Annotated in this window: 10 protein-coding genes; 3 read left to right on the plus strand and 7 right to left on the minus strand. The window is 47.6% G+C overall.

From position 1 onward, the window contains the following. Positions 1-38: 38 nt before the first annotated feature. The 4 genes from ACLWNV_RS10630 to ileS form a co-directional block, all read right to left on the minus strand. On the minus strand, positions 39-1,640 hold the full coding sequence (locus ACLWNV_RS10630) for a tryptophan halogenase family protein (protein ID WP_413584390.1): 1,602 nt from the start codon (positions 1,638-1,640) through the stop codon (positions 39-41). Between the two features lie 60 nt (positions 1,641-1,700). Further along, positions 1,701-2,453: a tyrosine-protein phosphatase gene (locus ACLWNV_RS10635; protein WP_413584392.1), complete on the minus strand. Its 753-nt coding sequence runs from the start codon at positions 2,451-2,453 to the stop codon at positions 1,701-1,703. Between the two features lie 51 nt (positions 2,454-2,504). Then, the gene (tsaA, locus tag ACLWNV_RS10640; protein WP_413584393.1) at positions 2,505-3,251 is read right to left on the minus strand and encodes a tRNA (N6-threonylcarbamoyladenosine(37)-N6)-methyltransferase TrmO; all 747 of its coding nucleotides are present in this window, start codon (positions 3,249-3,251) and stop codon (positions 2,505-2,507) included. 106 nt (positions 3,252-3,357) lie between these two features. After that, complete coding sequence (gene ileS, locus ACLWNV_RS10645; protein ID WP_413584394.1) at positions 3,358-6,522, minus strand: isoleucine--tRNA ligase; 3,165 nt, start codon at positions 6,520-6,522, stop codon at positions 3,358-3,360. 120 nt (positions 6,523-6,642) lie between these two features. Here ileS and ACLWNV_RS10650 point away from each other — a divergent pair, with 120 nt between their 5' ends. The 3 genes from ACLWNV_RS10650 to ACLWNV_RS10660 all read left to right on the plus strand — a co-directional run bounded on the left by ACLWNV_RS10650 (position 6,643) and on the right by ACLWNV_RS10660 (position 9,428). Then, positions 6,643-7,857 carry an MFS transporter gene (locus ACLWNV_RS10650; RefSeq protein WP_413584395.1) on the plus strand — a complete coding sequence of 405 codons (1,215 nt, stop codon included), beginning with the start codon at positions 6,643-6,645 and terminating at the stop codon, positions 7,855-7,857. Further along, positions 7,854-8,927 carry an ATP-grasp domain-containing protein gene (locus ACLWNV_RS10655; protein WP_413584396.1) on the plus strand — a complete coding sequence of 358 codons (1,074 nt, stop codon included), beginning with the start codon at positions 7,854-7,856 and terminating at the stop codon, positions 8,925-8,927. The genes ACLWNV_RS10650 and ACLWNV_RS10655 overlap by 4 nt, the downstream gene beginning before the upstream one ends. Before the next feature lie 138 nt (positions 8,928-9,065). Further along, positions 9,066-9,428, plus strand: a complete 363-nt coding sequence (locus ACLWNV_RS10660; RefSeq protein ID WP_413584398.1) for a hypothetical protein — start codon at positions 9,066-9,068, stop codon at positions 9,426-9,428. 94 nt (positions 9,429-9,522) lie between these two features. On the opposite strand, the gene ACLWNV_RS10665 is transcribed toward ACLWNV_RS10660, so the two are convergent. The 3 genes from ACLWNV_RS10665 to ACLWNV_RS10675 all read right to left on the minus strand — a co-directional run bounded on the left by ACLWNV_RS10665 (position 9,523) and on the right by ACLWNV_RS10675 (position 14,196). Further along, a complete protein-coding gene (locus ACLWNV_RS10665; RefSeq protein ID WP_413584399.1) occupies positions 9,523-12,486 on the minus strand; it encodes a beta strand repeat-containing protein in 2,964 nt (987 codons plus the stop codon). A 273-nt stretch (positions 12,487-12,759) separates the two neighbouring features. Then, a complete protein-coding gene (locus ACLWNV_RS10670) occupies positions 12,760-13,437 on the minus strand; it encodes a hypothetical protein (RefSeq protein WP_413584400.1) in 678 nt (225 codons plus the stop codon). Positions 13,438-13,443: 6 nt separating this feature from the next. Further along, the gene (locus ACLWNV_RS10675) at positions 13,444-14,196 is read right to left on the minus strand and encodes a TIGR02147 family protein (RefSeq protein WP_413584401.1); all 753 of its coding nucleotides are present in this window, start codon (positions 14,194-14,196) and stop codon (positions 13,444-13,446) included. Positions 14,197-14,349 lie beyond the last annotated feature (153 nt).

The following is a 14,349-nucleotide window of genomic DNA, read 5'->3' on the forward strand; positions in this document are numbered from 1 at the left end:
CATCCATACCTCACCCCATCCAAAAAGTCGTTAAAAATTTAAGCTTCTGTTTCAACAATCCAGGTGTCTTGGTCTTCAAAAAGCTGCTCCAGCAGGCCACCTTCAATTAAATAGTCCTCAGCAAACAGCTCATGCAGTGTCAGGGCCTTTTTAGTCAGCTCCTGGTAAGACAACGTGCGCTGTACATACTCTTCCTTAGACATTTTAGGACGCATTGGAGGGCGATTCAGAACCTTTTGACCATAAAGCAACGTATCGTAGCTATAGCTATTAAATACCAGCGCTTCACAGGCCGTATAGGGAGAGTTCGTTCCCAGGTTGCTCGCACTTAATGGAGCGCGCTGATTAAATAGATCCACCACCATTTGAGCATCGCCCATTTCGGTGTTAGCGCGACAGTCCTGCCAGTACTTCGTGTCCATTTGCTTGTTATATTTATAGTGCACAGCCAGGAACCAACGGAAGGTATCCCACGTTGCCGCGATTTCCTGATTGATAGCTGCGATGCTGGAGCTATCCTGGTGATTGTTCGGCATAAGCTTACACAACGTCATGATACTGTGAACCGCTGTTTGAATCGCTGTGGATTCAAGTGGCTCGACAAATCCATAAGCGTTGCCCAAACCGAAGACGTTTTTATTCCAGGCTTTTTTGTGGCGACCTGTGCGGAACTCTACCATTTTGTAGTTTTCAAAATGACCGAATCTTTCGCGAGCTTCTTTAAGCGCTTGAGCTTCATCACAGTAAGCTGTTGAGTGCACATAACCATGGTGATTTTCACCACGCATTGGAATTGTCCAGGCCCAACCGTTTGGCATCGTCGTACACTGCGTGTAAGGACGAATGTCGTTGTTGTTAGGAGTATCAAAAGTCAGAGCACGGTTGTTTCTTAGTGTTGAAGTAAATGGAATAAACTCGGTCTTAAGAGCTTGTCCCAAAATACGCGAACGGAAACCCGAGCAATCGATGTACAAATCAAAGGAGTGCTTCTTGCCATCATCAGTTTCGATGGAAGTGACAAAGTCATTGTCATCAAGGTGAACATTCTCAACCACCGCATCGATGATTGGGATCTGGCGTTGCTTAACCACCTTGTTTAGGTAACCGATCAGATTCTTGTTATCGATGTGGTAAGAAAATGGAATGCTTTGAAGCAGGGAAATCATCTCCCCGTTTTTCTCGCGCACTACGGGAATCTTATGATTATCCATCAACACAGAGGCCCAGTTGGCATGATTGATATGGTCTTCGTAGTAGTAGCTTTCCTGCTGGTGACCTGCAAAGAAGTTAAAGTTAAAGTGATAATCCCCTGGACAGCCCCAATCAAAACGAATGCCCAATTTAATTGTCGGCTTTACCGCCTGGAAGAACTCCTGAGGATCAATGCCCAATGTTCTGTGCAGAAAAGGCACGATTTCTGTGGTTGTGGACTCGCCCACCCCGATCACGGGAATTTTGCTGGATTCAATAACGGACGTTTGAATTTTTGGATGCAGTTTTTTTAGCGCCAAGGCTGCAAGGTAACCGGCTGTTCCGCCGCCCAGAATTCCGATGGACTTGATTTCTGTAGCTGGGTATTTTGGAAAACTAAGATAACTAAGATCAAAAGCTGTGTCGATTTGCTCGGACAAAGACGCCATGGGAAAACCTCATTTAAGTGGCCCGGTTATCCCATAACGTCCCTTAGGATTCAAAGGTCTTTAGGGTTCAAAGAACTTTTGCTGCCATTTGGCCCTGCGCTGGTCGGTTACGCCATACTCGCTAAGTAAAAATTTCTGAACGCTCCCGGATTTGGATTTCATTTCCTCCAGGGCGGCGCCAAGGAAGCTCTCGTGGGCTCCCATCATGTATTGAAATCCTTCCATGGCTTTACCCGAAAGAATGCCCTGAAACTGGGTCATTAAGTTATTACGGAAAGGCTCAAGCCCCGTCTGAGTTGCCAGGTAATCCTGCATCACCTGGTTCTCATCCACACCCAAACCGATCAACATCAAAGCAGTTCCCACACCTGTGCGATCTTTACCAACGGCACAGTGCTGAAGCATACCTTTTGTTCCCTGCATTTCATCCAGCACTGCGAACATGCGGTGATAGGCCTGGTTATCAAAAGGCAAAGTCCGATAAAGCTTTTCCATGTACTGCGGAGGAATATTTTCCAGGTGCTCTTTGGTAAAGAAAGAACCTAAGTTAGCACTCATTCGGTAAGCGACAGGATTGGCGGGGCAGTTTTCGTAAGCGACGCCCTCCCACAAAACATCCTTATCGTGCTGGGCTTCAGAGGGATCGCGGAAATCTATCACATGCCCCACTTGAGTTTGCAGAAGGATCACGTCTTCACTGGTGAGTTTATTTAAAGCCCCGGAACGGAAGAATTGCCCAGGTTTTAACTTGTGACCTTGAACGGAAACATGCCCGCCCAGGTCGCGGAAATTGATCGCACCTTTTAGTTTCAAAGGAGACTCCTTAGCTTGTGATGAGTCCTTATTTTGCTGAAGTTCGAGGCGCTATTTCAAGTCTATAATCGCGTGAACGAAAAAGTGTCCTTCGCGCAGTTCATATTTTACGTCACATCCAAGGATGTCGAAGCCGTAGCGCTGTCCCCAGCTCTCTGGAGCCGTTATCGGGTCCTGCCGTTTTTGGAAAGCAGGACGAGGGTCCAACTCTAAAATACTGATGATCAAATTACGAAGGTTGTTTTCGTTTTTAGGATCGCGCTTTTTAATTTCTGCTTCCGCCTCGTCTGAAAACACCACATCAGTGCGTTCGATAGGATCACTCGCCCACCCGGCATTCGCCTCAGGAATCGAGTCTGCATAGGGAATGTACGGCTTAATATCCAGAACTGGAGTTCCATCAAGCAGGTCCACACCATGCACGTGAATTTCCGGCCCACCTTTGGCATCGAAATCGGTCTTTTCAATTTTTACCGCGGACATCCCAATAGGATTCGGACGATGCGGAGAACGCGAAGCCAGCACGCCAACCTTGCGATTGCCTCCCAAACGCGGTGGACGAATACTGGGCTTCCAGTTTTTGCCACCATGTTCATGAAAAACAAAAACAATCCAAAGATGAGAAAACTCTTCGAGACTCCGGATCGCAGTTAACAAATCAGGATCCGGCAGAAGCTTGATAATCCCCTTAGCAGGATTCGCAAGCCCCGGTTGGCGAGGAATTCCGAACTTATCATGAAAGGGCGTTTGCACATACCCGATCGCTGAAAATTCAAATTTCTCGCCATGCTTTTTCATTAGGTGCCAGGTCCTGTTTACGTGTGCGTTGCATTTAAAACCGTGTCGGGTCCCACCATAAGCAGTGATATTACACACTGCATACGTAAACAGGACCTGGCACCTTTTAGTTTTGCACGCCGATTTTAATTTTTTCACCGTCGATATCGCTGTCGTCTACGTGGGCACCTTTTGGCATTCCAGTTAGAGGCAGGATATTCAACGTGTGAGTCAAAGTTTCGGAAGTGATCATGTCCTTGTGCGCGTTCAAAGCGTCAAGCAAGGCGCCGTCGCAGGCGATTTCTAGAGTGATTTTGTCATCTAGCTTGAAGTCTGCGGTTTTGCGGGCCACTTGGATTTTACGCATGATTTCGCGAGCCAAACCTTCACGCTCTTGTTCAGGCGTGACTGTTGGGTCCACTTCGATCGATACCACTTGGTGCACTGAAAGGTTCGCGTTGCCGCCTTTAGGGGCTCTGCGGATTTCAACGTCAGCCAATGTGATCTCTTCGCCGTCAACCGTGACAGAACCACCTGTTTCAAGTTTTAAGATGCTTTCAAGTGGCAAGGCCATAATGCCTGCACCCACTGATTTCATCTTAGGCCCCAAGCGTTTACCCAATACTGGGAAGTTGGCCTTGGCAGTGACTTGAACGAATTGGTCTTCGTTAGAGTTGTAAACGACTTTACGGAAATTCAACTCATCAACGAAGAACGGTTCGAACTTTTTCAAAGTTTCAAGCAACGCCGCACTTCTGTGGATGATTTTGATTTCGTTCAATGGGATTTTCGCTTTAACACCGATTTTTTCACGGTGGTTACGACCAAGGGTTACCAATGTATCCATCGCCTTTACAGCTTCTTCAAGCTCTGGGCGAAGCATAGAAAGGTCTTCTGGTGGGAAGCTTTCCAAGTGAACTGAATCTTTTTTGTTCGGAAGAACTTGCGACAAGTTTTTGTAAGTAACTTCCGACATGAACGGAGCAAATGGCGCCATCAAACGTGACAACGTCACAAGCACTTCATGTAAAGTCTCGTAAGCATAACGTTTCGTTTCCGGCATGCCTTCTTGCCAGAACAAAGAACGGTTGAAGCGGATGTATGTATTCGTTAGGTCCTCGATGAACTGAAGCAAGTGAGGCACAACGTTGTACAAGCGATAAGCGTCCATCTCTTTGTGAGTGTTCGCAATCAAACCGTTCAAACGGGAAAGCACCCACTGATCCAGGATGTTTGGAGATTTCTTGGCATCACCTTTGGGAACAAAGCCATCGATGTTGGCATAGTTCGCAAAGAATGAATAAGAGTTCCACCAACGAAGAAGGATCTTACGAACGATATCGTAAACGCCTTTTTCAGAAAATTTCAATTCCTGAGCTTTCACCACTGGAGAATCAATCAAGTACAAGCGCAATGCATCTGCACCATGCTGATTCAATACTTCCATCGGATCAGGATAGTTTTTCAAAGACTTGGACATCTTGCGACCGTCTTCAGCCAATACCAAACCATTCACAACAACGTTTTTGAATGGAGCCTGGTTGAACAAAGCGGTACCGATGATCGACAAAGTATAGAACCAACCGCGAGTTTGGTCCAAACCTTCAGCGATGAAATCCGCCGGGAAGGCTTTTTTAAACTCTTCAACGTTCGCATCAGGGAAACCCCATTGAGCGTACGGCATGGAGCCAGACTCAAACCAGCAGTCCAAAACACCATCAACACGTTTAAGCGGAGATTTACCAGTTGGAGATGGGATCGTGATTTTATCCACGAACTCGATATGAAGATCTTCAACTTTTTGGCCAGATAGTTTTTCAAGCTCCGCGCGAGAACCGATACACATCACTTCTCCTTCTGTATTTCTCCAGATAGGAAGTGGTGTACCCCAGAAACGGTTACGAGAGATCGCCCAGTCACGAGCGCCTTCCAACCAGTTGCCGAAACGACCATCACGAAGATGATCTGGAACCCATTGTGTTTGCTTGTTGTTCGCGATCAATTGCTCTTTGATTTTTTCAACAGAAACAAACCAGGAAGAAACCGCACGATAAATTAGCGGAGTGTCTGAACGGTAGCAGTATGGATAACTATGTTGGATAGTATCTTGTTTGAACAAGTTCCCTTTTGCTTTCAAAGCCGCGATGATGTCTTTGTCAGCTTCCTTCACACGCTTACCAGCGTAATCAGAAACCTCTGCGGTGAACATACCATCGTCATCCACTGGGTTTACCAATGGGATGCCAGCTTTAGCACAAGCATAGTAGTCTTCCTCACCGAACGCTGGTGCCATGTGAACAACACCCGTACCGGATTCAGTCGTCACGTGCTCAGAAGAGATAATACGGAAAGCACCCTTATCAGCGCGATCGCCGAAATATGGGAATAGAGGTTCGTACGTCAAACCTACAAGCTCCGTCCCCTTCATCATTTGAAGAACTTCAACTTCTTCATCTGGTTTCTTAAATACAGATGGAAGCAACGCTTGCGCCAAGATCAACTTACGACCTGTCGCTTTTTCTTGAACTTTTACGTAGTCCATCTCCAGGCCCACAGCCAAAGCCATGTTCGATGGAAGAGTCCAAGGAGTCGTCGTCCAAGCCATCACAGCCGTATCAGGTTGGTTGATGAGTTTAAACATCACCGTGATCGCAGGGTCTTGAACCATTTTATAGTTTTGATTCGCTTCGAAGTTTGAAAGCGACGTCGAGATCCCTACAGAGTAAGGAACAACTTTGTAACCTTCATAGATCAAGCCTTTTTTGAAAAGCTCTTGGAACACCCACCATACCGACTGCATGAAAGACACGTCCATCGTGAAGTATGGATTTTCCATGTCCACCCAACGACCTACGCGGCGTACAGTGGTTTTCCACTCTGTGGAGTAACGTTTTACAATCGAGCGACAGGCGTCGTTGTACTCGGCCACACCCATTTTGAAAACGTCTTTGCGGGATTCGATTTTGTGAGTCTTGTTGATTTCATACTCAACCGGAAGACCGTGGCAGTCCCAACCGAAACGACGAGGCACTGTGTAGCCCTTCATTGTCCAGTAACGAGGAACAACGTCCTTTAAAACACCGGCAAGCAAATGTCCGTAGTGAGGAAGACCTGTCGCAAACGGAGGACCGTCGTAAAAGCTGTAAGTTTTTTTACCCTTAGGATCCAGAGTCTGTTGGAAAATTTTTTGCTGATCCCAGAAATCAAGAATGCCTTCTTCTTGCTTGGCAAGTTGGACATCAGGTTTTACAGCGCTATATGGAGTCGTTTTGGATGTGTTTGCATTCGTCATAGGTCCTTAAGATTTATCAGGTTTTCCCCGATCTTGCACTCTTTCAGGACCTTAGAAATGGCGAATGCGCCATGCATCAAACACGTTTCACCAAGGCAAACAGATGTTATAGTGCGGATTATGTCTGAATCAGGTTCCTCGCCATCCATTCCAGCCCGCACTATCACTCTTCTTTTAGGTCTTACAGTCGGGGTCATTGCCGCAAATCTGTATTACGCTCAGCCTTTGGTGGCCCTGATCAGTCAGTCCCTGGGCATTCAAACTTCGTCCGCGGGCTTGGTTGTGACACTGACTCAGATTGGGTACGGCCTGGGAGTTTTATTTTTAGTTCCCCTGGGTGATCTGGTTGAAAACAAGAAGCTAATCCTTTGCCTTATGGGCCTGACGATTCTGGCGCTATTAGGTCTGGGCATCACAACCCAAGTGGCGCCCTATTTTGCCGCAGCCTTGGTTTTAGGAATTGGAACTTCGGCGGTGCAGATAGTTGTTCCCTATGCTGCGCACATGACTGCGGAGTCACACAGGGGACGCGTAGTCGGTGGATTGATGAGTGGCCTGATGTTGGGAATTATGTTGAGCCGCCCTATTTCAAGTTTATTGACTGACATGTTTTCGTGGCATGCGATTTTCTTTTTATCGGCAGCATTGATGTTAGTCATGGCTTTGGTTCTTGCCAAATTTCTTCCTCCCAGAAAACCCGAGAATGCGGAACTTCATTATGGCAGCCTGCTGCTTTCCATGGGAAAACTTTTGGTTAACACTCCGGTTCTGCGTCGTCGTGGCGTGTATCAAGCCTGTATGTTTGGCGCTTTCAGTTTGTTTTGGACAGCGGTTCCTTTATATTTGATGAGTCCCACATATCACCTTTCACAATCTGCCATTGCGCTTTTTGCTTTTGCCGGTGTCGCGGGAGCTATCTCTGCACCCTATGCGGGGAAGCTTGCTGATCGCGGATTCACCACGCCTGCAACTATTGTCGCCATGCTATCTGCTATCGCATCTTTTGCAGTGACGCACATTTTGGCTCCGGGATCGTTAGTTGCCCTGGGAGTTTTAGTATTCTCGGCAATTTTATTGGATGCGGGAATCACTGCCACATTGGTTTTAGGTCAGCGCGCGATCTTCTCACTAAAGCCCGAGTATCGTGGCCGCTTAAATGGACTTTATGTGGCGATTATTTTCGTCGGTGGTTCCATTGGTTCTTACGCCGGCGCCTGGGCTTATTCTCATGGCGGCTGGGATTTGACTACAAAAGTGGGAGCCTTATTCCCAACGATCGCACTTCTGTATTTTCTGACCGAATGGATCACTGGATTTAGAAAGAAGTCTGCATGAGTAAAATCGCCGTATTTTTTCAGAGTGAGCCACCTCCCGCGGTGGATGGAATTAAAAAACCTTTTAAGCCTGGCGGCTATAGTGATAGCGGCGCTGATATCGGTTTTGCTCTGAAAGAAAGCGGTCACTTCATTGCGACACCTACAACATTTCCAGATCCTGCGAATGACAAGGACTGGGTTTTCCCAGATACAACAGCGGGATTCGCCAAGGCTTATGAAGCTGGTGCTCGCACATTCTGGCTGAACACAGTTCTTTATTCCGGACATCCTGTGGAGCAAATAAATTATCCTGATGTTAAATTTGTGGGACAGCTTCCGGCTGATGTGCAAGCCATGGACGACAAGTTCACTACGAATCGAAGACTGAAAGATCGCGGACTGCCCATTGCCGCATCAGAGTTGGTAAAGCTCGAAGACTGGCAGTCTGTTCAACTCACCACTCCCAAAGTGGTAAAACCCGTGCGCGGCCGCGGCAGTCAGGGTGTGCAAATTGTGAAAACCCCGGCGGAGTTAAAAGCTTTGGTCGAACGCTGGAAAGCCACCAATGAATTTGGCGACGCGTTCATGATGGAAGAATATCTGCCCGGTGAAGAGATCACCATCACGGTCATGCCTGCTGGTACTTACCGCATACAAGGGGAAGAAGTTGTTAAAGACACTCCATGGGCTCTACCTCCCGTTCGTCGTTTTAATCATATCCAGGGCATCGCACCTTATAACGGCGTTGTAGCGGTCACCGCAAACAGCGCTGTGATACCTCCGCAGGAATTAAACGCACCCTCCATTCTGGAAGTTACACAAGCCTGCGAACGCGCAGGAACCCTGTTAGAAATCCACGCCCCTATCCGTATTGATTGCCGTCAGAATTCCGAAGGGCAATTCTTACTCTTCGATTTAAATATGAAACCCAACATGACAGGCCCTGGAAGACCCGACCGGGATAACCAAGACAGCCTTAGCGGCATTGCCGCCAGAGGTATCGGCTGGGATTACAAGGATTTGCTTCAGGCGGTATTGAGCCAGGCATGGAAGATGGTCGTCAGTAGCCAGGGCTACCTGCGCAAATAGGAACCCACCCTGACTGTCCAACGATTAGTCATTAAAGTAATTTCGACAAGTTCACAGTTTTGCAATCAGGACACATTTTGTTTTCTGTTAGCATCCTGTGCATTGAACGAAATCGTTAATCTATTTTAGGAGAATTCCATGAAATCACTTCTTATCGCTATGTCTATGTTGATCGCAGGTACTGCCTCTGCTTCTGTTACTTCTATTAAAGTTTGCGACCCAGCAAACGGCGCTGACGCTGCAGTTATCGTTGTTAAAGGTGACACTTTGACTATTTCTTCCAGCAAAGGCAAAAACTCTGTAAAGATCAGAGAAGTTATGGAGAATACGAGCAAAGACCTTCGTGAAATGGAAAGCTTTTTTAACCTGGAAAGAAGCCTGGTTGAAGCGACTACTTACGTAACTGATGATTCAGGCTTAGTGCTTGCGGTTGATCAGGACGGCGTTCAGCACTTGTTGACTGCAATCGGTGTTGGCGGCAATTCTAAGAGCTGCAAATAGTTAGCAACGCCACGCCCTTGTGACGGCGACTCGAAAGCTAAAATAGAAAAGGCATTGGTAAATCCAATGCCTTTTTTTTCGCCTTGAAACAGACCTAATCCATCGGTGGAGGATAAGTGTTAAGCATCTCCTGCATCGAAGAACCATAACGACCGTTAGGAATGATCATAGTAGCTTTACGCCATTCAGGTGTCGCAAGAATAAATCGCCCTTGCCCCGCACCAGGCGCATAAGGCCAGGTATTGTTTATGGCATCTGCATCAGGCCAATAATCCGCACCAACATTCACCAAATAACGAGCCGACGCCCGATCATCCGTTCCACTTGCATTGTCCAAAATCAGTCGCGTATCCATGGTTACAAAGACTGCGCGGACGTCACTAGGCACAATGATTAGTTGGCCACCATAACCGTGAGCAAATAAAGGATACTTGGCCTTAAAAGAAACACCCCCGGAAGGCTCCGCGCGATCACCACCGTCCGAATCAAAATCAAACGGATACTTCCACGTGTCGGTGTATACGGGCTTCAAGTCATTTTTTAATAGGCTCCACGTTCTGGTGGACTGAGAAAGCACATAAATCTTAAGACTGCGATACTCCACCCGAGTGTTGGTCGCAGTATTTCCCTCGGCTTCAAAAACCTGCATCCAGGCATTCAACAGAGTACACCAATTGGGTTTGGTGTAAGGAAACCAACTTGGAATATCCGCTTTCGCAGGCGACTGCATAATGATCATTGGGTATCTTTGCCATTCATAACGAATATCAGGAATCACGCCCTCATGCGAGGTTGCGGTTTGTGCTGCAACGACATCCGCTATGGTCAGCCCCGAACCCGTCTGATAAGTCACGCTGCCATCAACTGCGGTCGAAGCGGTATTTGGGTTGGCAGAGGCATCCTGAACTGCGCCTGCACCAATAGTCGGAACCAAAGTTCCCGCACCCGTCACCGCGGTCGCACTTAACGTGTAGGTAATATTATTAGAGGTAGAGAGTGACCAGGTTATCCCTGTCGCAGTCCCCGTTTGCGTGATGTCGGCCGTCGTAAAACTTGCCGCAGAGATCGCGCGACTGAAGGTCACAGTAAAGGCAATCGGCAACGAAGTTGCCGGATCAGCTTGGCTCCCACCCTGAGAGACAGCCACCGTCAAAGCCGCAACAGTCGTGAATGAATATAAATTGTTAGTAGCGGTTGTGGTGCCACCCGAAGTTCGCTTGGCAGTGACACTCGCCTTATAAGTGGTGCCGCTGGACAAAGTACACGAAGAAAAATTGTAGGATGTTGAAGTCGTATTGGCAGTTGCACACACCACAGTGGTACCGTTATTGGCATACACTCTGACATCATAACTATTTGCATTTGTAGAAGCGCCCCAATTAATGGTTGGCACCAGTCCACTGGCAAGCGAGCTATCAGCTGTGGAATCAGTTCCACCCGTCACACCCGAGATTGCAAATGCGCCTGGAGGGGCTTGATAGGTGACGCTGCCATCAACTGCGGTCGAAGCAGAGTTGGGATTGGAAGAGGCATCCTGTACCGCACCTGCGGCGATGGAAGGAACCAAAGTTCCCTCCCCCGTCACCGCTGTCGCACTTAAAGTATAAGTGATGTTATTGGAAGTAGTTAGCGACCAGGTAACTCCTGTCGCTGTCCCAGACTCAGTAATATCTGCCGTTGTAAAGCTTGCGGCAGAAATAGCCCGACTGAATGTCACAGTAAATACCACCGGCAACGTCGATGCAGGATCAACCTGGCTTCCCCCCTGCGCGACAACTACGGTCAGTGCTGCAGCCGTTGTAAATGAATACAAACTGTTAGTAGCGGTCGTAGTTCCACCCGAGGTGCGTTTGGCAATGACGCTCGCCTTATAAGTGATTCCACTCGATAAAGTGCATGAAGAAAAATTATACGAAGTTGATGTCGTGTTGGCGGTTGCACATACTACTGTGGTTCCGTCATTAGCGTAAACACTGACGTCGTAGCTATTGGCATTAGTCGCGGCAACCCAATTGATGGTTGGAACCAACCCACTAGCCAGCGAACTGTCTGCTGTCGAGTCAGATCCGCCTGTCACACCAGAAATCGTAAAAGCCCCTGGAGGTGCCTGATAGGTCACGCTGCTATCAACTGAAGTTGACGCTGCATTGGGATTGCCAGAAGGATCCTGAACTGCTCCGGCTGCGATGGATGGAACCAAAGTTCCCTCCCCCGTCACCGCCGTTGCACTCAATGTGTAATTAGTATTATCGATAGTAGTCCGTGACCACGTAACACCCGTCGCCGTTCCCGACTGCGTGATATCCGCTGTCGTAAAACTCGCTGGATCAATGGCACGACTGAAAGTCACTGTAAAATTAACTGGCAAACTCGCGGCGGGATCAGCCTGTGATCCGCCTTGAGCGACTGCCACGGTAAGTGGCGCCACCGTTGTGAAAGAATAAAGATTATTTGAAGCATTGGTCGTTGTGCCTGACGCTCGCTTCGCAATCACTGACGCTTTGTAGGTGGAACTATAAGACAAGGTACAGGACGAGAAATTATATGACGTCGACGTCGTATTCACTGTCGGACAAACCACAGTAGTGCCATCATTCGCATAAATTCGCACGTCATAACTGCTGGCATTCGCTGACGCATTCCAATTGACTGTCGGCACCAGACCACTTGCCAATGAAGCATTCGCAGTCACATCCGACCCACCCGTGATACCAGTGATACTAAAGGTTCCCGGAATTATTTGATAAGTTACGCTGCCATCAGTTGATGTCGATGCTGAATTTGAAGTTCCGACGGTGTCTTGAACTGCACCCGCGGCAATTGAAGGCACCAAAGTTCCCTCACCCGCCACAGCCGTCGCACTTAATGTGAAAGTGATGTTATTAGAGGTGCTCAAGGACCAGGTCACACCGGTTGCTGTGCCTGACTGTGTGATGTCTGCTGTTGTAAAACTTAAGGGAGCAATCGCCTGACTGAAGGTCACCGTAAATACAATCGGTAAACTTCCTATGGGATCAGCCTGCGTTCCGCCTTGAGCGATCGATACAGTAAGAGGCACAGGACTTGGTGTGACTGTCGGAGACACCGTTGGCGCAGGTGTTACGACAGGAACTTGCGGGCTCTGAAGGGGAAAATCGCTGTTTACACTACATGCGGTAACTACCGAACTCAGAAGGAGTATCAGTCCGATTTTAGGAACCATCTGAGATCGGATTTGATGAAAAGTCATACCTAAATTATCGGACTTTTCACATTCGCTCTATAGATGATCCCCAGCGTATATCACTGTGAAATGTTCCGATTACTGCGAATTCACCGGAACAGTTATATCCTACTTTTGATCACCGGATTGCGGTGTGAAAACCAGACGAGTCAAATTGGCAAACTCTGCTTCAGTCATATTTCTTACTTCATTTGCCAGAATAACTTCATTCAAAAGGCGAACACCTTCAGAGGAGCGTGGAGTTTTTCCGCGGGACAAAGCCACGCGATAGATCACTTCATGCAAAATCGCCGCTGCACGATCCTGACTGTTCAGATCTTTCCAATAAAACGTGTTGATCGTGTACAGGGATTTCTTAGGAAACTGAACGGGCTTTTGCACTACCAACAGTTCCAAAGAACAATTTTTAGCAGGAAGCACAACAACGCCTGAATCATCCAGCACATTCGGCAAATAGCCTTTTACAAAGGAAGCTTCCTCATAAAATGATTTCACGTAGCCGGACAAAGTTCCATAAAGATACGGATGAAGATATTCAATACGTTTCAGATAAGTTTGTGCCAAAACCACTTCATCCGGCAGGCCACTTTTATTTGGCAACTCAAGCTTCGCCAACTCCCAAGTCCAGCCGTATCGAAGTTCCAATTCGTAGCGGTCATAGAAACCTACGACTTTGTCTTTGCAGATAACGATGTTTCCGGCATTACCCACAAACGTCCATGCTCCGCTGACTGCAGGAACTGCCATCAGGCCAACTAATAAAACACTCTTCAATAAGTTATTCATCTGATCCTACCTTCCAGAAACCGTAATTGGCACAAGTTGAACTGCGAGACTGTACACTTCCGTGGTATCGCCTTTATCCATGAGTTCCGCCATGCGCACATTAAAATCCAAAATTATTTTTTTCGCCTTTGCCAGATTCTTGGTGTTGGCTGGGAATACAATGCTGGTGATACTGCGGGAATCCACAGGGTCACGATGCAAAGATGTCACTGAACGATTGATCATCTGACGATGAAACTCACGCAGCACTTCCGAAGGAACTTCTGTTTGAGTCGACACATTTGTGTACGCCGGAACAAAACGACCGTCTTCATTTACAACTAGTCCCGCCTCCATCAGGCGATTCAAAGCGCCTTCTGCCTGAAGCATGGAAATTTCCAGACGATTCACGATGCTGTTCAAAGTATGATCAAAGCCTTTTGTGGAGATCAGATTGTAGATCGCCATGTGCTCCCAATCAGAAACCATTGCAAACTCGTCGTGGGAAACCGAACGCAATGTTGAAGCTGGGTGGGCTTTGGCTGCGGCAATCAGGGACTGCATGCGCTCTTTATCTTCGGGAGCTAACTTTAACAATTCAGCAATACGCTCTGTAACTTTTGTTCCAGGAATATAGCGTCCATGTATCAATTCCCACAGACGACCTTGCGTCAGTGAAAGATCGCGGGCAAATGCACGCATGGAATATTTCGGATTCTTTCGGCGACGGGCCAAAAAAATCTCGTTAAAGAAATTCGAAAGCTCTGATGTTTTTTTCATTGAGTTGTTCCCCATGGCGAAAAAACTATTTCAATAGCGTAACGGGCGCAATGCCCATGCCGTGGTGCTCTGACTCCAATGGAGTCGTAAATTGAAATGAAACATCATCAGAACACTCGTGGAATGTGGTGGAATATCTAGAGCTTGGAGCTT

The organism is Bdellovibrio sp. HCB274, assembly GCF_047306075.1.
Classification (GTDB): domain Bacteria; phylum Bdellovibrionota; class Bdellovibrionia; order Bdellovibrionales; family Bdellovibrionaceae; genus Bdellovibrio.